Origin of the sequence: Staphylococcus piscifermentans (assembly GCF_900186985.1) — a bacterium.
GTDB classification, from domain to species: Bacteria; Bacillota; Bacilli; order Staphylococcales; family Staphylococcaceae; genus Staphylococcus; species Staphylococcus piscifermentans.
In genome coordinates this window covers 2,117,752-2,134,597 of the sequence record NZ_LT906447.1, presented here as the reverse complement: position 1 = coordinate 2,134,597, position 16,846 = coordinate 2,117,752, and the positions used below count along the sequence as shown (strand labels likewise).

General features: G+C 35.0%; 20 protein-coding genes. 17 read left to right on the top strand and 3 right to left on the bottom strand.

Annotated features, from left to right (window positions below):
• Positions 1–12: 12 nt before the first annotated feature.
• Positions 13–945: a lipoyl synthase gene (lipA, locus tag CKV71_RS09950; RefSeq protein ID WP_095106372.1), complete on the top strand. Its 933-nt coding sequence runs from the start codon at positions 13–15 to the stop codon at positions 943–945.
• A 184-nt stretch (positions 946–1,129) separates the two neighbouring features.
• Positions 1,130–1,522 carry a YutD family protein gene (locus CKV71_RS09945; RefSeq protein WP_095106371.1) on the top strand — a complete coding sequence of 131 codons (393 nt, stop codon included), beginning with the start codon at positions 1,130–1,132 and terminating at the stop codon, positions 1,520–1,522.
• Between the two features lie 61 nt (positions 1,523–1,583).
• On the opposite strand, the gene CKV71_RS09940 is transcribed toward CKV71_RS09945, so the two are convergent.
• Positions 1,584–1,877: a DUF3055 domain-containing protein gene (locus tag CKV71_RS09940; RefSeq protein ID WP_046100264.1), complete on the bottom strand. Its 294-nt coding sequence runs from the start codon at positions 1,875–1,877 to the stop codon at positions 1,584–1,586.
• A 98-nt stretch (positions 1,878–1,975) separates the two neighbouring features.
• On the opposite strand from CKV71_RS09940, the gene hepT reads away from it, so the two are divergent.
• From hepT to CKV71_RS09890, 10 genes are all read left to right on the top strand, one after another.
• Complete coding sequence (hepT, locus tag CKV71_RS09935) at positions 1,976–2,407, top strand: type VII toxin-antitoxin system HepT family RNase toxin (protein ID WP_095106369.1); 432 nt, start codon at positions 1,976–1,978, stop codon at positions 2,405–2,407.
• Between the two features lie 4 nt (positions 2,408–2,411).
• Positions 2,412–3,191, top strand: a complete 780-nt coding sequence (locus CKV71_RS09930; protein WP_095106367.1) for a TIGR01457 family HAD-type hydrolase — start codon at positions 2,412–2,414, stop codon at positions 3,189–3,191.
• Between the two features lie 8 nt (positions 3,192–3,199).
• Positions 3,200–4,165, top strand: a complete 966-nt coding sequence (locus CKV71_RS09925) for a 2-hydroxyacid dehydrogenase (RefSeq protein ID WP_095106365.1) — start codon at positions 3,200–3,202, stop codon at positions 4,163–4,165.
• 417 nt (positions 4,166–4,582) lie between these two features.
• Positions 4,583–4,735, top strand: a complete 153-nt coding sequence (locus tag CKV71_RS09920) for a teichoic acid D-Ala incorporation-associated protein DltX (protein ID WP_095106363.1) — start codon at positions 4,583–4,585, stop codon at positions 4,733–4,735.
• Positions 4,736–4,750: 15 nt separating this feature from the next.
• On the top strand, positions 4,751–6,205 hold the full coding sequence (dltA, locus tag CKV71_RS09915) for a D-alanine--poly(phosphoribitol) ligase subunit DltA (RefSeq protein ID WP_095106362.1): 1,455 nt from the start codon (positions 4,751–4,753) through the stop codon (positions 6,203–6,205).
• Positions 6,205–7,419, top strand: a complete 1,215-nt coding sequence (dltB, locus tag CKV71_RS09910; protein ID WP_095106360.1) for a D-alanyl-lipoteichoic acid biosynthesis protein DltB — start codon at positions 6,205–6,207, stop codon at positions 7,417–7,419. The genes dltA and dltB overlap by 1 nt, the downstream gene beginning before the upstream one ends.
• Positions 7,420–7,440: 21 nt before the next feature.
• Positions 7,441–7,677: a D-alanine--poly(phosphoribitol) ligase subunit 2 gene (gene dltC / locus CKV71_RS09905; protein WP_095106356.1), complete on the top strand. Its 237-nt coding sequence runs from the start codon at positions 7,441–7,443 to the stop codon at positions 7,675–7,677.
• Complete coding sequence (gene dltD / locus CKV71_RS09900) at positions 7,674–8,828, top strand: D-alanyl-lipoteichoic acid biosynthesis protein DltD (RefSeq protein ID WP_095106352.1); 1,155 nt, start codon at positions 7,674–7,676, stop codon at positions 8,826–8,828. Before dltC ends, dltD begins: the two co-directional genes overlap by 4 nt.
• Before the next feature lie 181 nt (positions 8,829–9,009).
• Positions 9,010–11,040: a heavy metal translocating P-type ATPase gene (locus CKV71_RS09895; RefSeq protein ID WP_126557873.1), complete on the top strand. Its 2,031-nt coding sequence runs from the start codon at positions 9,010–9,012 to the stop codon at positions 11,038–11,040.
• 129 nt (positions 11,041–11,169) lie between these two features.
• On the top strand, positions 11,170–11,943 hold the full coding sequence (locus CKV71_RS09890; protein ID WP_095106350.1) for a MerR family transcriptional regulator: 774 nt from the start codon (positions 11,170–11,172) through the stop codon (positions 11,941–11,943).
• Between the two features lie 67 nt (positions 11,944–12,010).
• Here the strand turns inward: CKV71_RS09890 and CKV71_RS09885 are convergent, their stop codons facing one another.
• On the bottom strand, positions 12,011–12,253 hold the full coding sequence (locus CKV71_RS09885) for a NifU family protein (protein ID WP_002481635.1): 243 nt from the start codon (positions 12,251–12,253) through the stop codon (positions 12,011–12,013).
• 93 nt (positions 12,254–12,346) lie between these two features.
• On the opposite strand from CKV71_RS09885, the gene CKV71_RS09880 reads away from it, so the two are divergent.
• Together CKV71_RS09880 and CKV71_RS09875 are read left to right on the top strand one after the other, a co-directional pair.
• The gene (locus tag CKV71_RS09880; RefSeq protein WP_095106348.1) at positions 12,347–12,667 is read left to right on the top strand and encodes a YuzD family protein; all 321 of its coding nucleotides are present in this window, start codon (positions 12,347–12,349) and stop codon (positions 12,665–12,667) included.
• A gap of 94 nt (positions 12,668–12,761) precedes the next feature.
• Positions 12,762–13,193: a GNAT family N-acetyltransferase gene (locus tag CKV71_RS09875; RefSeq protein WP_095106346.1), complete on the top strand. Its 432-nt coding sequence runs from the start codon at positions 12,762–12,764 to the stop codon at positions 13,191–13,193.
• A 52-nt stretch (positions 13,194–13,245) separates the two neighbouring features.
• On the opposite strand, the gene CKV71_RS09870 is transcribed toward CKV71_RS09875, so the two are convergent.
• A complete protein-coding gene (locus tag CKV71_RS09870) occupies positions 13,246–14,310 on the bottom strand; it encodes an NAD(P)/FAD-dependent oxidoreductase (protein WP_095106344.1) in 1,065 nt (354 codons plus the stop codon).
• A 247-nt stretch (positions 14,311–14,557) separates the two neighbouring features.
• Here CKV71_RS09870 and CKV71_RS09865 point away from each other — a divergent pair, with 247 nt between their 5' ends.
• From CKV71_RS09865 to CKV71_RS09855, 3 genes are all read left to right on the top strand, one after another.
• The gene (locus tag CKV71_RS09865; RefSeq protein ID WP_015899802.1) at positions 14,558–14,794 is read left to right on the top strand and encodes a YuzB family protein; all 237 of its coding nucleotides are present in this window, start codon (positions 14,558–14,560) and stop codon (positions 14,792–14,794) included.
• 43 nt (positions 14,795–14,837) lie between these two features.
• On the top strand, positions 14,838–15,197 hold the full coding sequence (locus CKV71_RS09860; RefSeq protein WP_095106340.1) for a HesB/IscA family protein: 360 nt from the start codon (positions 14,838–14,840) through the stop codon (positions 15,195–15,197).
• Positions 15,198–15,547: 350 nt separating this feature from the next.
• Positions 15,548–16,753 (top strand): NAD(P)/FAD-dependent oxidoreductase, encoded by a 1,206-nt coding sequence (locus CKV71_RS09855; RefSeq protein ID WP_095106338.1) that lies wholly within the window; start codon positions 15,548–15,550, stop codon positions 16,751–16,753.
• The last annotated feature ends 93 nt before the right edge of the window (positions 16,754–16,846 follow it).

Here is a 16,846-nt window from a genome sequence, read left to right as displayed (position 1 = left end):
GTATGTGTTGTAATGGCTACAAAAAATGAAGAGATTTTACGTAAACCAGATTGGTTGAAGATTAAGCTGAACACGAACGAAAACTATACCGGTCTGAAGAAGATGATGCGTGAGAAGAATTTACACACTGTTTGCGAAGAAGCAAAGTGTCCGAATATACATGAATGCTGGGGCGCACGCCGTACAGCTACGTTTATGATTTTAGGAGCGGTATGTACACGTGCTTGCCGTTTCTGTGCAGTTAAGACAGGTTTACCGAACGAATTAGATTTAGGAGAACCAGAACGTGTTGCTGAATCAGTTGAGTTGATGAATTTGAAACACGTTGTTATCACGGCTGTGGCACGTGATGATTTAAGAGATGCAGGTTCAAATGTGTATGCTGAAACTGTCAGAAAAGTAAGAGAGCGTAACCCTTATACTACTATTGAAATCTTGCCTTCTGACATGGGCGGAGATTATGACGCGCTTGAAACTTTAATGGCATCTAAACCAGATATTTTGAACCATAATATTGAAACAGTACGTCGCTTGACTCCAAGAGTTCGTGCACGTGCAACTTATGATCGTACATTAGAATTCTTAAGACGTTCTAAAGAATTGCAACCGGATATTCCTACTAAATCAAGTATCATGGTAGGTTTAGGAGAAACAATCGAAGAACTTCACGAAACAATGGACGACTTACGTGCTGTAGACGTTGATATTTTGACAATTGGTCAATATTTACAACCTTCTCGTAAGCACTTGAAAGTTCAAAAATATTATTCTCCATTAGAATTCGGTAAATTGAGAAAAGTAGCAATGGACAAAGGATTCAAACATTGTCAAGCTGGTCCGTTAGTCCGCAGTTCTTATCATGCTGATGAGCAAGTTAATGAAGCGGCTAAGGAAAGACAACGTATTGGCGACGAAAAATTAGAAGCAGCTAAAAATGAAGGGTAATGAATAGTTGTTTATAGTGAAGTAGAAAAGGAGCGGGTCAAATGACTCGTTTCTTTCATTTTAATAGATTGGGTTTTGAAGACTTAGATGCCATAATGAATAAGGTATCTAAGTTTTTGTTGTATAATGGAGAATATATTGAAAAAGTTGCGAAAGAATAATGAATATAGATTAGGTGAGAATAATGATTAAAGCAGGAGATAAATACTTTGAATTAATAGAAGAATATCGTGATTGCTTTGATGAAGAGCAATTTGCAAGCCGTTATTCTGAAATTCTAGATAAATATGATTATGTAGTTGGAGATTACGGTTATGAACAGTTACGTTTAAAGGGTTTTTATAGAGATTCAAATAAAAAAGCAGAAATCAGCAAACGTTTTTCAACTATCCAAGATTATTTATTAGAGTATTGTAATTTTGGTTGTGCTTATTTCGTGTTAAGACGTATACCCGAAAGAGAGCTAAAGCAATTACGTGAATCAGAAGAGGAACAATTGGTTGATGATCCATCCGATAAATTACATGATGTGAAAATTGAACCGAGCATTCCGAAAGAACAAGAATCGAAGCAATAATAAAGAGTTGAGGAGTTGGATATATTATGAGTATCCTATTCCCTCAACTCTTTTGATTATATTAATATTCCCCGCTATCAAAAGTCCCGCTAGGTATAACATCCTTTAAGTATTCAGTGAGTTCTTCACCTTCAGCATCACTGACGCCTAATACATAAGCGACATATCCATCTTCAGCTAAATCATCCGGTCCGATAATACCGAATTTATTGGTTTGCATATTTAATACTAAAACTTTGCCATAGTGGCGATTAGTTTGAAACATCATTAAATCGTAACGGCTTTCTTCTCCAACCATGCCTACATACTGGACATCAGCTTCTTCGTTATCATCATATAAAAACATATCTATCATATTTTCAGCTCCTTTTAACAGCGTCTTTATGCCAGTATATCTACTAATGAATTGTACTGCAAAGATGTGATATGATTGAAGGGAATAGGAGTGGTAGCATGTATTTTGTGGATAAAGAGAAATTAGAACTTAAATTAAATTATTTAAAACAATTAACAGAAGATTACCCAGAACAAAAAGAAAATCATTATGCATTTGAAAGAATTGCTCAAATGTTGATTGAGTCTTCTGTAGATATCGGAAATATGATTATTGATGGTTTTGTTTTAAGAGATCCTGGCAATTATAAAGATGTCATTGATATTCTTGAATTAGAAAAAGTGATTTCTCCAAAAACAAAAGAAGGAATAAACCAAACTGTAGAGGTACGTAAACGTTTTGTACATCAATATGATCAGTTGGATTCTGAAGATTTAATTCCTTTGTTTGATGCATCACTTGAAGATTATCGTAATTTTATTGATGAAGTCATTCATTTTTTAAATAATGAAAATGTGCCTGTGACAGCATTTGGAAAAGGAGAGCATTAATTTCATGAAACAATATAAAGGCTATTTGATTGATTTAGATGGGACAATGTATAAAGGTTCTGATGAAATTGATGGGGCGAAACAATTTATTGATTACTTAAACGAACACAATATTCCTCATCTTTTTGTGACGAATAATTCAACTAAAGTTCCAAGTGATGTAGTGAAAAAATTAGCAGGTTTCGGTATTGAAGCGAAGCCGGAAGAAGTGATTACTTCAGCATTAGCAACTGCAGGATATATTAAAAAGGAAAATCCTAAAGCTTCTATTTATGTTATCGGAGAAGGCGGTATCCGTACAGCTTTATTAGATGCAGGCCTTACTTTGATTGATGATACACATGTCGACTATGTAGTAGTAGGATTAGATACGAAAGTAGATTATGATAAATTTGCACAAGCGACATTAGGCGTACGCAATGGAGCTAAATTCATTTCTACTAACCAAGATATCTCAATCCCGAATGAACGCGGTTTACTCCCAGGCAATGGGTCTATTACAAGTGTAGTTACTGTATCTACTCAAGTGCAGCCGACATTTATCGGCAAACCGCAACCTATTATTATGGATATGGCGATGGAAATTATGAAATTGCCGAAAGACGAAGTAGCTATGGTCGGCGATTTATATGAAACAGATATTATGTCCGGTATCAACGCAGGTATTGACACGATTCATGTACAAACAGGTGTAACAAGCAAAGAAGAACTAGCACAAAAAGAAACACAACCAACTTATACATTCAAAGATTTGAATGAGGTGCTAAATGAATTAGAAGGGTAGGTGTTACTATGACCAAAGTGTTAGTGACACGGAAAGTACCAGAACGTTATATAGAACAGTTGAAAGAATTTGCGGAAGTTAAAATGTGGGACGAAGAATTTGTTCCGATGCCTCGCAAAGAATTCTTGGAAGAGTTGAAAGATGCAGATGCGTGCTTCATTACTTTAAGTGAGAAAGTCAACGAAGAAACATTAGATGCCGCACCTAAATTGAAAATTATTGCCAATTTAGCTGTAGGCTATGACAATATTGATATTCCATTAGCTGAAGAACGTGGAGTAACGGTTACAAATACGCCGGAAGTATTAACCGAAACGACAGCAGAGCTTGGATTTACTTTGATGCTTGCAACAGCACGCAGAATTGTTGAAGCAGAACAATATATCCGAGACGGCAAATGGAAAAGTTGGGGTCCTTATCTTCTTGCTGGAAAAGATGTTCACGGTTCTAAAGTCGGAATATTCGGTATGGGCGATATAGGCAGAGCATTTGCACGACGTCTGAAAGGTTTCGAAGCGAATGTAATGTATCATAACCGCAGCCGTCATCGTATCGCCGAGAAAGAACTAGGAGTATTATATGTCAGCTTTGATGAATTGCTCGAAAACAGCGATTTCGTAATCTGTACTGCGCCACTAACGCCCGAAACGAAAGATAAATTCAATCGTGCAGCATTTAAGAAGATGCGTGATGACGCCATTTTTATCAATATCGGACGCGGCGCTACAGTTGTAGAAGAAGATTTGATTCAAGCGTTAGAAGAGGGCGAGATTGCAGGTGCTGGTTTAGATGTATTCAGAGAAGAACCGATTGCACCAGATCATCCTTTACTAAAATTATCTAACGCAGTGGTATTACCGCACATCGGCAGTGCTTCTGTCGTAACAAGAGATAGAATGATTCAGCTATCTGTTAATAATGTGAAAGCTGTGTTGCAAGGACACCCGCCTATCACACCTGTAACAGATAAATAGTTAGATTGAGCAGCATTTCTCTTTTGAATAAATTGAGAATGCTGCTTTTTTAAATTTTATTCTTTCTACTTCTTAAGAATGATGAAGAAAAGAAAAGTGAGTATTACAATAATGTTATGCATATAAATATTGCCTTTTTATAGGGTTAGAAGTAAACTAAATGAGTAAAATTTTTTAGGAGAAACGAAAAAAGTCTGTATCAAGTGATTTTTTTGGTTGTTAAAAGCCCACCTAGTAAGGGATAGAGCGATTGGAAGCGTTTAATTTTTTTCTCTATTCTTAACCAATATAATTGAAAAACAATGTGAAAAACATTATAATGAATTATATTTTTGTTGAATTAGGGTAGTAGTTTATTAAGATACTTCCATGTCACACTTGTACTAAGAAAAATTAATATAGCAAGAGGGGTGCTACATGAAAACCAAAGAACCCGAAACAAAATTAGAAACATTTCAAAAGTTAAAGCCATATCTATTAACTGCTCTTTATTTAGCGATATTCATTACTCTATACCTAATATACGGATCAGGAGACACGCATAATAACTTTATATACAATGAATTCTAATTAAAGGAGAAAGTTATGAAAGAGATTATTAATGTATTAAAAAGCATTGTTAAAGAGAAACCTGACAATATTGCTGTAAGACACACAGACGAAATATTGTCTTACCAAGAGTTAGATGATTTATCAGATCGCCTTGCCTACTTGATTAAAGAAAGTCAGCAACCGATAGTCTTATACGGGCATATGTCTCCTTATATGATTGTCGGCATGATAGGGGCTATTAAAGCAGGTTGCGGTTATGTACCTATAGATACATCAGTGCCTGATGATCGTACAGCTATGATTATCGAAAAGGCGACACCAGAATACATTTTAGATGTAAGCCAAGGATCACTTGATTTTCAACATGGCAAAGTGATAACAATTGAAGATATCCAGAATACAGAAGTATCTGAACCAATTGAATCACGCATGTCACCAGAAGATGTTGTTTATACGATTTTTACTTCAGGTTCTACAGGAGAGCCAAAGGGTGTACAAATTCAATACAGCAGCCTAATTGAATTTGCAGAATGGATGGATTCATTGAATCAATTAGGAGAAGGGCAAGAATGGTTGAATCAAGCGCCGTTTTCATTTGATTTATCTGTAATGGCTATTTATCCTTGTCTCTTTACAGGTGGCACATTAAACCTCGTAGATAAAGATATGATCAAGAAACCGAAACTTTTAAATGATATGTTGCAACAGACACCGATAAACGTTTGGGTCTCTACACCTTCATTTATTGAAATGTGTTTATTGTTGCCGACTTTAGAAGAAAAACAATATCCAAGTTTGAAACAATTCTTCTTCTGTGGTGAAATTTTACCGCACAGAACAGCTAAAGCACTTACCGAGCGGTTTCCATCAGCAGTGATTTATAACACTTATGGACCGACTGAAGCCACTGTAGCTGTGACAAGTGTTCAAATCACACCAGAAATCTTGGAACAATACAATCCGCTTCCAGTAGGACAAGTAAGACCTGGAACAACTTTATCTACAACAGATGAAGGTGAACTTGTGATTTCAGGAAACAGTGTCAGTGCCGGTTATTTAAAAAATGAAGAAAAAACAAAAGAAGTATTCAACTTAAAAGGCGATACACGTACTTATCATTCAGGTGATAAGGCGAAATTCGAAGATCAACAATGGTTCATTCAAGGACGTATTGATTTTCAAATTAAAATGAACGGTTACCGCATGGAACTTGAAGAAATTGAAACTATTTTACGTCAATCAGAGCACGTAAAAGAAGCAATAGTGGTTCCTATTTATAAAAACGGTAAAGTCACACAATTGATTGGTGCAGTAGTACCATCAGAAACAGTAGAAGATAATGCAGAACTTTCACACGCAATCAAAACTGATTTAAAATCCAGCTTACCTGAATACATGATTCCAAGAAAATTTGTATGGATGGATCAGTTGCCATTAACTTCCAATGGTAAAATAGACCGTAAGAAAATAGCAGAGGAATTGAATTAATGACACCATATGGCACATTTACCTTTTTCTTAATTGCTTTTATCTTGCTCATACCTGTTATTATATTAGGATTTTTAGGTAAGCGAAGCTATATTTATAACGGTATCAGCACAGCAATAATGATAGTTATTATTTTTTCATCCGATAAATTGAATTTTTTTGGCAATAAATATTTGAGTGTACAGCTAGTTAGTTTTATCATTTATATGCTATGGCAAGCAGCCTTGATTATGTGGTATTACTACTCACGTCCAAAAAACAATTCATTTATTAAATTCTTTATCGTGATGGCATTGTCTATCTTGCCACTTGCATTAGTAAAGATATTCTCAAGTTCATGGTTAGGCGGTCAACAAATCCAATTTCATGAGCACAAGTTAATTGAATTTATTGGTTTTCTAGGAATTTCCTACGTTACCTTTAAAAGTGTTCAGTTGATTATGGAAATTAGAGATGGGTCGATTAAAGAAATTAAAATAGGAAAACTCTTCCAATTTATTTCTTTCTTCCCAACGATTTCATCTGGTCCTATCGACCGTTACAAGCGTTTCGTAAAAGATGATAAAAAAGTTCCGACTGGAAATGAATATCGAGAGCTTATTTTAAAAGCAGTTCATATGATTATGCTCGGCTTCTTATATAAATATATTATCGCGTACTTTGTAAATCAATACGGTGTAATGCCATTGCAAATGCATCTTCATGGATTTGTTAAATATTGGTTATATATGTATGCCTATAGCATGTATTTATTCTTTGATTTTGCCGGATATAGTTTATTTGCGATAGCAGTGAGTTATATATATGGTATCAAGACACCGCCGAACTTCAATCAACCATTCAAGTCTAGAAATATTAAAGATTTCTGGAACAGATGGCACATGACATTATCATTCTGGTTCCGCGATTGTATTTATATGAGATCTTTATTCTTTATGTCTAAAAAGAAATTATTGAAAAGCCAATTCGCTATGTCTAATATCGCTTTCTTCCTGAACTTTTTCATCATGGGAGTTTGGCACGGATTAGAAGTGTATTACATTGTTTATGGACTCTACCATGCAGCCTTATTCATCGGCTATGGTTATTATGAACGTTGGCGCAAGAAACATCCGCCACGTTGGCAAAATGGTTTTACCACTGCATTAAGTGTTATTGTTACATTCCACTTTGTCACATTTGGATTCTTAATTTTTTCAGGAAAACTGATTTAATCAAAAAGGAGATTTATTATTATGGAATTTAGAGAACAAGTTTTAGATTTATTAGCAGAAGTTGCAGAAAACGATATTGTGAAAGAAAATCCTGATGTTGAAATTTTTGAGGAAGGTATCATCGATTCTTTCCAAACTGTAGGTTTATTATTGGAAATTCAAAATAAATTAGGTATCGAAGTATCTATCATGGACTTTGATCGTGACGAGTGGGCGACTCCTAATAAAATTGTTGAAGCTTTAGAAGAACTTAGATGAAGCAAAAATTAAAACCATTTTTACCGATTATTATCAGCGGGGCAATATTTATAATTTTTGTATTGCTGCCATCAAGCTGGTTTACAGGGTTGGTCAATGATAAAACTTTGGTAGATAATCGCATGTCTTTAACAGACCAAGTATTGAAAGGAACACTGATACAAGATGAGTTGTTCCATCACAACAAACAATTCTATCCTATTTATGGCTCAAGTGAACTAGAAAAAGATGATCCGTTTAATCCAGCCATTGCTTTGAATAAACATAATTCTCCAAGACAGGCCTTCTTATTGGGTACTGGGGGTAATACTGATTTGGTGAATGGCGTGGAATTAGCATCTCAATACGACGATTTGAAAGGGAAGAAAATTGCATTCATCATTTCGCCGCAATGGTTTACTAACCATGGATTGACCAATCTGAACTTTGATGCGCGTATGTCTCAAAATCAAATTAATCAAATGTTTAATCAAAAAAATATGAGTGACGAATTAAAACAACGTTACGCTAAAAGATTATTGCAATTTAAAAACGTCCACAATAAAGATTTTTTAAGAGATGTGGCTAAAAATCACGGTAAAACAGATGGTAATTATATTTCTTCTTTTAAAGAAAATCAATTAACGAAAATAGAAGCGATTAAAAGTTTAATGAACTTCAAGAAGGTACCGTTAGAACATGTGAAGCCTGTAACGTCTAAAGATGCTTCATGGTCTGAAATGAGAGATGTTGCTGTCCAATATGGAGAAGCACATTCACAATCTAACAAATATCATATTCGTGATAAATATTGGAAATTGATTAAAGCACATAAACGCCGCATGAATCGAGACTATGAATTTAATATCAATTCGCCAGAATTTGCGGATTTAAAATTATTAGTACAGACGATGCATGAAGCAGGTGCAGATGTTGAATATATCAGTATTCCAGTTAATGGAAAATGGTATGACCATATCGGTGTTGATAAAGATAAACGCCAACCTGTATACGATAAAATTCATCGCACTGTTGTAGATAACGGCGGTAAGATTTACGATTTAACAGATAAAGATTATGAGCCTTATGTCATTACTGATGCTGTCCATATTGGATGGAAAGGCTGGACATATATTGATGAACGTATTGTTCACCATATGAAAGAAAAATAGTTTGAATGGAAAAGGCAAGATACAATGATAAAACGTTGTATCTTGCCTTTTTACTTTTGAATTATACCCTATAAGGGTATAGATGAGTATACTATTCAAGCATCGTAAAATTAATGAGTGTTTTTTTGTCTTTAAAGGATACTTAAAGATAGTTGTGAAGATATAAGAAAGGAGTTTTAGTATGTCACAGAAACATGACTCTATGCACATGCATGAACACCATAATATGCATCATCAAAATCATATGGGGCACCATCATCATGGCGATTTTAAAAAGAAATTTCTTATCTCTTTAATATTTGCAATTCCCATTGTTATTTTATCTCCAATGATGGGCTTACATTTACCGTTCCAGTTCACATTTAAAGGTTCTGATTGGCTTGTATTAATATTTGCTACCATTCTGTTCTTTTATGGAGGTCAGCCTTTCTTATCAGGAGCTAAAGATGAATTGAAAGAGAAAAAGCCAGGTATGATGACACTTATTGCTTTAGGTATAACTGTTGCATATGTCTATAGTCTATATGCATTCTATCTTAATCATTTTAGTAATGCTTCCTCTCATGCTATGGACTTTTTCTGGGAGTTAGCAACTTTAATTATTATCATGCTATTAGGTCATTGGATTGAGATGAATGCTGTAGGCAATGCAGGCAACGCGTTAGAGAAAATGGCAGAGCTGTTACCAAATAAAGCGGTTAAAATGGATAAAGATGGCAACCATGAAACAATCCAAACTTCTGATATAAAAGATGGGGATATCATTGAAGTCAAATCAGGGGACAGCATACCCGCAGACGGTATTATTATCAAAGGAAGTACTGATGTAGATGAATCATTGGTAACTGGCGAATCCAAGAAGGTTCCGAAACATATCGATGACAAGGTTATTGGCGGTGCGATTAATGGCTCAGGCACTATTCAAGTAAAAGTTTCTGCTGTAGGAGGAGAAGGCTATTTATCACAAGTAATGGAAATGGTTAATCAAGCGCAAGATGATAAGTCTCGAGCAGAGCTTCTATCTGATAAAGTTGCAGGTTACCTCTTTTATTTTGCAGTAAGTGCAGGTCTTATTGCATTTATCGTATGGATACTGATTACCCATAATATTGATTTCGCACTTGAGAGATTGGTAACGGTATTGGTAATAGCATGTCCGCATGCATTAGGCTTAGCTATACCGTTAGTTACGGCACGTTCCACTTCAATTGGCGCGCATAATGGGTTAATTATTAAAAATAGAGAGGCTGTAGAGATTGCGCAGCATTTAAACTATGTCATGATGGATAAAACAGGTACTTTAACTAAAGGTGTGTTTACAGTTAATCACTATGAAAGTTTAGCTAGTCATTTAACAGATGACGAAGTATTGCAATTGTTTGCATCATTAGAAAGTGCCTCTAATCATCCATTAGCAACTGGTATTGTTGAATATGCCAAATCTAAAGAAATTAAAATTGAAAATCCAGAAGATGTTCAGACAATTTCAGGTGTTGGATTGGAAGGAAAAGTGAATGGACACAGTATTAAGATTGTTAATGAATCATACTTGAAAAAACATCAAATTAAATATGATAAATCATTATTTACACGTTGGGCAGAAAAAGGCAACTCAATCAGCTACTTGATAGAACACGATTCAGTTATTGGTTTCATTGCTCAAGGCGATCAAATCAAAGAAAGTTCTAAACAAATGGTTTCGGATCTGATAGAACAAAATATTACTCCCGTAATGTTGACGGGGGACAATCAAGAAGCGGCTAAGAGTGTTGCAAAAGAACTAGGGATAAAAAATATTCACTCTGAATTATTACCAGAAGATAAAGAGAAAATTATACAAAATTATCAAAAAGACGGCAGTAAAGTTATGATGGTAGGAGACGGTGTTAATGATGCGCCAAGTTTAGTTAGAGCAGATATTGGTGCAGCGATTGGTGCAGGTACGGATGTTGCAATAGATTCTGCTGACATCATTATTGTTAAAAGTAATCCTATTGATATTATTCATTTCCTTACACTATCTAAAAATACAATGCGTAAAATGGTCCAAAACCTTTGGTGGGGTGCTGGATATAATATTATTGCAGTACCTCTAGCAGCGGGTGTATTAGCATTTGCAGGTTTGATACTATCACCGGCAGTAGGAGCTGTGTTAATGTCACTCAGTACTATTATTGTAGCAATCAATGCGTTTACACTAAAATTAGAATGAACTTTAAAACTCGAGCTGAATGAGCAGTTCGAGTTTTTATGTTTATTAAACATTAATTCAGAAAATGAAAAAAGTTATTGACCTTTACGTAACGTAAACCTTTAAGATGAAAATATAGGAGGTGACATAATGGATTATTCTATAAGCGAAGTTGCAGAAATGACAGGATTAAGCACTCGAACTTTACGCTATTATGATGAAATTAATTTATTTACTGCTCGAAGAGGAGCAGTAAATAGTTATCGCGTTTATCAATCAGAAGACTTAGATGTTCTGCAAGTGATTATGTTTTTAAGAAAGATGGAAATGCCTTTAGAACAAATCAAAGCAATTATTCTTGATGAGGAAAATGATTTCAATCAATTATTGAAAAAGCAAAAAGAAAAACTGATGAAAAAGCAAGCTGAAATAAGTGCACTGATTCATTTAATTGATACTACTTTAGAAAATAAACAGGAGGGGAAACAAATGCCAGATAAAGAAAAATTTGAAGCTTTCAAACAAGAAAAAACGAATGAAAACCGTGATCATTATGGAGAAGAAGTGATTGGAAAATATGGACATGAGGCATTAGAAACATCAGAACAACATTGGAGTCATCTTTCTCAAATAGAATATCAACGCGCAGAAGAATGTGAGTTGGTAATAAAAAAAGGATTGCAAGAATTACTGAAACAAAATCATGAAAGTATGGACAAAGACATTGTAAAAGAAGTGTTTGACGCTCATGCTAAGTGGTTGAAACTCATGAGCGGACAATATAGTGAGGGGTATCATCTTGCAATGGCAGACCTATATATTGATGATGCACGATTTACAGCTTATTATGATGAGCAGTTAGTGGGAGAAGCGGGAGCTGCCACATTGCTCAGCCGTATAATAAAAGCACATTTAAATCAATAAAAAAAGAAGCATCAGCTGAATCAGTTATCAGCTTAGCTTCTTCCATAGCGCTATTTATCTGAATGCTTTAGAATACTTGTTCTACTTCAACAACGCCAGGTACTTCTTCAAGCAACGCACGCTCGATACCTGCTTTTAAAGTGATTGTTGAACTAGGGCATGTATTGCATGCACCGTGAAGTTGTAATTTAACGATACCGTCTTCGACATCAATCAATGTGCAATCGCCACCGTCACGTAATAAAAACGGACGTAAACGCTCAATAACAACTGCAACTTGATCAAACATTGTTGTATTTTCAGTTGGCATGGATATATCTCCTTCCAAGTATATAATTTCATTTTTCTGCTTGTTCATTTATTATAATAGATAAAGACAAAAAAATCTATGGAGGAATGCCAAGTGACTAAAGTAAGTGTAGTGGTTTATGGGGCTGATGTTGTATGTGCAAGTTGTGTTAACGCACCAACATCTAAAGATACATTTGATTGGCTGCAAGCATTATTAAAACGTAAATATCCGGAAATTAATTTTGAATATACGTATATAGATTTTCAAAAGGATACTGAAAATTTATCCGATCATGATCAGCAGTATATTGAACAATTAGAAAATGATGAATTATTCTATCCGCTTGTTACAATGGATGACATGTTAGTGGCGGACGGCTTTATTCAATCCAAACAAATTACACGTTTCGTAGATGAGCATTTCGAAAGTTAAATAAGAGAGATTGAGAACAATAGGGCGACTTATATTAAGTTGCCTTTGTTTTTATATCTGCTTTTTAAATGATAAAGAAAGAGGAAGACATAATATGACGTTATCTAAAAGGAAACTTCAAGAAAAAGATTACTCTATAGCTTTAGAGATATGGGCAAGATCTGTAAAAGCCACTCATGATTTTTTAAAGGAAAAAGATAGATTAGAATTAAAAACTGAAATTCCAAACTATTTTAAGTTAGTAGAAGCTTATTTGTGGTCGAATGACCAAGAAGTCATAGGTTTTTCAGGTACAAATGAGCAAAATTTAGAAATGTTATTTATTGACCCGAAATATTTCAAGAGGGGCTACGGTACAGAAATAGTTCGACACCTTATACAAGAAAATAAAATACAATACATCGATGTGAATAAGGATAACGCTCAAGCTTTGAAATTCTATTTGAAAAACGGCTTTACAATACATAGTGAATCTCAAAAAGATGGCCAAGGGAGAGATTATCCGGTTTTACACCTTAAATTGTGATTGATACAACAAAAGCCAGGATTTCCATCCTGACTTTTCAAAATAATTGATTTTATCCATTATGATATTTATACAACCATAAAATTCCTGACTTCATAATTGAAGCAATACGACCTGTAAGCGGACGATCTAGTACATAAGCGAAACCTTTTTTATCGCCTAAAGAACCAAAGAATCCTTGGATTTTCAACTCTGGCATTTTATCTGGAAGTGCTTCGTCTTTCCATTGTTTTATCATAACATCAGCGATCTGATCGCCTTGGATTTCAGCAAGTTGTGCACTCGGTGCGTGTGGTAGGCTTGCACAGTCGCCGACTACATATACATTTTGATATGTAGGAATTTGGTGATACTGATTGACAATGACTTGACCATTTTTGCTGACATCAACAGGTAAATTTCTAACTACTGAAACTGGATGGATACCTGCTGTCCAAACGACAATATCGACATCTTCTGGTTCATCATGATTGTAAATTTTTCCAGGTTCTACTTTATTGATATTAGAATTAGGAATTACCGTAACGTTATTTTTCTTGAACCATTTTTCGATATAATGACTAAGCTTCTCCGGGAAACGTGCAAGAATACGTTCACCACGGTCGTAAAGTCTGATATCTAAATCAGAACGACTTTCACGTAATTCACTTGCTAATTCAATACCGCTTAAACCTGCCCCCACAATTGCTACTTTAGAATGAGTAGGTAAGTCGCTGATTGTATGATAAGTTTTACGTGATTTTGCTAATGTTTGAATACTGTAAGTGTATTCTTCAGCTCCTGGTACATTATGATATTTATCTTCGCACCCCAACCCGATAACGAGCTCATCATAATCTACTTTAGTGTCACCGACAGAAATAATTTGTTCATCTAAATCAATCGCTGAAATCTCCCCGTAAACAATATTCAGCTTTTTAGATTCCGGAAACTGTAATCGTACATCTTTATCTGATTTAGTACCTGCTGCAAGAGCATAATATTCTGGTTTCAAACCATGATAAGGCATACGATCAATCAAAGTGATAGTGTAATCTTCAGGTAATTCATCAGGCAGGATATGCGAAAGAATACGCATATTGCCGTAGCCGCCACCTAACAATACTAAATTCTTCATTCCGATAACCCCTCTTATCAAGATTAATATAACGCTGCATCACTGCATGGTGCCTGATTATTATGAAAGTACGTAACCAACGTCATTTGCTTATTTTTAAAAATATGCTTTCATTTATTATAATCTTTTTTAAACCGCCAGACAAACAATCTTTAACAGGAAAAATAATTTCAATTTGTGCTTAGAGAGAAACAACTGAAAATATGTTATAATAATAGCACTCAAAACTATAAGAGGAGTTCAATTAATGAATCCAATAGTAGAATTTTGCATATCAAATATGGCAAAAGGCGGAGACTACGTGTATAACAAACTTGACCAAGACCCTGGTGTAGACGTATTAGAATATGGATGTCTGCAAAATTGCGGTGTTTGTTCAAGTGGCTTGTATGCACTAGTTAACGGTGATATTGTTGAAGGAGACTCGCCAGACGATTTATTGCAAAATATTTATAAGCATATAGAGGAAACTTGGATTTTCTAGTTTCAATTTTTGACGTAGCAGAATGAACTAGGAGGGAATAATTATGCCAACAGTAATTCTTACTGAAGCAGCAGCATACGAAGTGAAGAGTATGCTTGAAAGCAATGATATGCCAGACGGCTATTTAAAAATTAAAGTCAACGGCGGCGGTTGTACTGGATTGACTTATGGTATGACAGCTGAAGAAGAGCCTGGCGACAATGATGAAATTATCGAATATTACGGTTTAAAAGTACTGGTTGATAAATATGACAAACCTGTATTAGAAGGTACAACAATAGATTTCAAACAATCACTTATGGGCGGAGGCTTCCAAATCGATAATCCGAATGCAATTGCTTCATGCGGTTGCGGAAGTTCATTCCGTACAGCTAAAGTAGCCGGCAATCCAGAAGACTGCTAAGTGGTTAATAGAAAAATAGCGGGTTGAGACTGTATATTGTCTCACCCTACTGCTAGGGCGGAACGGTGAAATAATTTTACTCAATATTTATTTCTGTTCCGCTCTTTTTTATTTAATAATGTTTTTACTTTGAAAAAATAGGTAAGTATGACCATAATAAGACTATTAGGGTATCAGTAAATTCTGAAATTATGAGTGCTTTTCTTCTTATTACCTTGAAAAAATGACTGAATAATTATAAGATGAAGAGGAATGACATTTGTCTTTATTTGACATTTTTTTCAATCAAATGGGGTATATTAAGAAAGCGTATTCTATTACAAATTTTTAAGAAAGCATAGGTGAATAAAATGGCTGAAACAAAAAAAGTTATTGTTTTAGGGGCAGGTTATGCAGGCTTGCAAACTGTTACAAAATTACAAAAGATTTTACCAGCTGATGAAGCTGAAATCACTCTAATTAACAGAGATGATTATCACTATGAAGCAGTATTATTACATGAAGCTTCAGCAGGTACTGTGAATTACGAAGATATTATTTATCCAATCGAAAGTGTTATCAACAAAGACAAAGTTAAATTCCTTAAAGGCGAAGTTGTTAAAGTTGATCCAGACGCTAAAGTTGTAGAAACAAACAACGGCCGTTTCAACTATGACATTTTAGTTGTTGGTTTAGGTTGGGTAAGTGAAACATTTGGTATCAAAGGTATGTTAGAACATGCTTTCCAAATTGAAAATATCCATACTGCACGTAAATTATCTCGTCATATCGAAGATAAATTTGCGAACTATGCATCTTCTAAAGAAAAAGATCCTAAAGATCTTGCGTTCTTAGTAGGTGGTGCAGGCTTTACAGGTATTGAATTCTTAGGTGAATTAACAGCACGTGTTGACGAATTATCAAATAAATATGGCGTAGACCGTGATAAAGTTAAAATCACTTGTGTAGAAGCAGCACCAACTATGCTTCCTATGTTTGATGATGAATTAGTAAATTATGCTGTAAATTACCTAGAAGAACGCGGCGTTGAATTCAAGATCGGTACACCAATCGTTGGTGCAAACGAAAAAGGTTTCGTCGTTAAAGTTGGAGACCAAGAACAACAATTAGAAGCGAATACTTCTATTTGGACTGCCGGTGTTCGCGGAAGTAAAATTATGGACGATTCATTCGATGGCGTTAAACGCGGTCGCTTAATTGTAAACCAAGACTTGACTGCTCCTGGTTACAACGAAACATTCGTAATCGGTGATGTATCAGCATACATCCCTGAAGGTGAAGAACGTCCATTACCAACAACTGCACAACTTGCAATGCAACAAGGTGAAAGCGTTGCTCAAAACGTTAAAAACATCTTAAACGGCCAACCTAAAGAACCATTCAACTTCGTTAACCGCGGAACTGTATGTTCATTAGGTGCACATGATGGTGTTGGTATTGTTTACGGTAAAAACATTACTGGTAAAAAAGCAGCCTTCATGAAAAAAGTTATCGATACGCGTTCTATCTTCAAAATCGGCGGTATCGGTCTAGCATTCAAAAAAGGTAAATTTTAATAAAAGCTGACTAAACAAAGTTAAGTTTTATTAGACTGGTAAGAAAGACTAAGGTTGGTAATACTGTGAGTATCAAGCAGTATGCCAACCTTT

What these genes read in the sequence shown, in the direction of transcription:
- CKV71_RS09920 (WP_095106363.1), top strand. Translation starts at nt 4,583, where the DNA reads ATGAAAACCAAAGAACCCGAAACAAAATTAGAAACATTTCAAAAGTTA.
- CKV71_RS09940 (WP_046100264.1), bottom strand. Translation starts at nt 1,877, where the DNA reads ATGATAGATATGTTTTTATATGATGATAACGAAGAAGCTGATGTCCAG.
- CKV71_RS09895 (WP_126557873.1), top strand. Translation starts at nt 9,010, where the DNA reads ATGTCACAGAAACATGACTCTATGCACATGCATGAACACCATAATATG.
- lipA (WP_095106372.1), top strand. Translation starts at nt 13, where the DNA reads ATGGCTACAAAAAATGAAGAGATTTTACGTAAACCAGATTGGTTGAAG.
- CKV71_RS09890 (WP_095106350.1), top strand. Translation starts at nt 11,170, where the DNA reads ATGGATTATTCTATAAGCGAAGTTGCAGAAATGACAGGATTAAGCACT.
- CKV71_RS09875 (WP_095106346.1), top strand. Translation starts at nt 12,762, where the DNA reads ATGACGTTATCTAAAAGGAAACTTCAAGAAAAAGATTACTCTATAGCT.
- dltD (WP_095106352.1), top strand. Translation starts at nt 7,674, where the DNA reads ATGAAGCAAAAATTAAAACCATTTTTACCGATTATTATCAGCGGGGCA.
- CKV71_RS09925 (WP_095106365.1), top strand. Translation starts at nt 3,200, where the DNA reads ATGACCAAAGTGTTAGTGACACGGAAAGTACCAGAACGTTATATAGAA.
- CKV71_RS09870 (WP_095106344.1), bottom strand. Translation starts at nt 14,310, where the DNA reads ATGAAGAATTTAGTATTGTTAGGTGGCGGCTACGGCAATATGCGTATT.
- CKV71_RS09885 (WP_002481635.1), bottom strand. Translation starts at nt 12,253, where the DNA reads ATGCCAACTGAAAATACAACAATGTTTGATCAAGTTGCAGTTGTTATT.
- dltC (WP_095106356.1), top strand. Translation starts at nt 7,441, where the DNA reads ATGGAATTTAGAGAACAAGTTTTAGATTTATTAGCAGAAGTTGCAGAA.
- CKV71_RS09860 (WP_095106340.1), top strand. Translation starts at nt 14,838, where the DNA reads ATGCCAACAGTAATTCTTACTGAAGCAGCAGCATACGAAGTGAAGAGT.
- CKV71_RS09865 (WP_015899802.1), top strand. Translation starts at nt 14,558, where the DNA reads ATGAATCCAATAGTAGAATTTTGCATATCAAATATGGCAAAAGGCGGA.
- CKV71_RS09945 (WP_095106371.1), top strand. Translation starts at nt 1,130, where the DNA reads ATGATTAAAGCAGGAGATAAATACTTTGAATTAATAGAAGAATATCGT.
- dltB (WP_095106360.1), top strand. Translation starts at nt 6,205, where the DNA reads ATGACACCATATGGCACATTTACCTTTTTCTTAATTGCTTTTATCTTG.
- CKV71_RS09930 (WP_095106367.1), top strand. Translation starts at nt 2,412, where the DNA reads ATGAAACAATATAAAGGCTATTTGATTGATTTAGATGGGACAATGTAT.
- CKV71_RS09855 (WP_095106338.1), top strand. Translation starts at nt 15,548, where the DNA reads ATGGCTGAAACAAAAAAAGTTATTGTTTTAGGGGCAGGTTATGCAGGC.
- dltA (WP_095106362.1), top strand. Translation starts at nt 4,751, where the DNA reads ATGAAAGAGATTATTAATGTATTAAAAAGCATTGTTAAAGAGAAACCT.
- hepT (WP_095106369.1), top strand. Translation starts at nt 1,976, where the DNA reads ATGTATTTTGTGGATAAAGAGAAATTAGAACTTAAATTAAATTATTTA.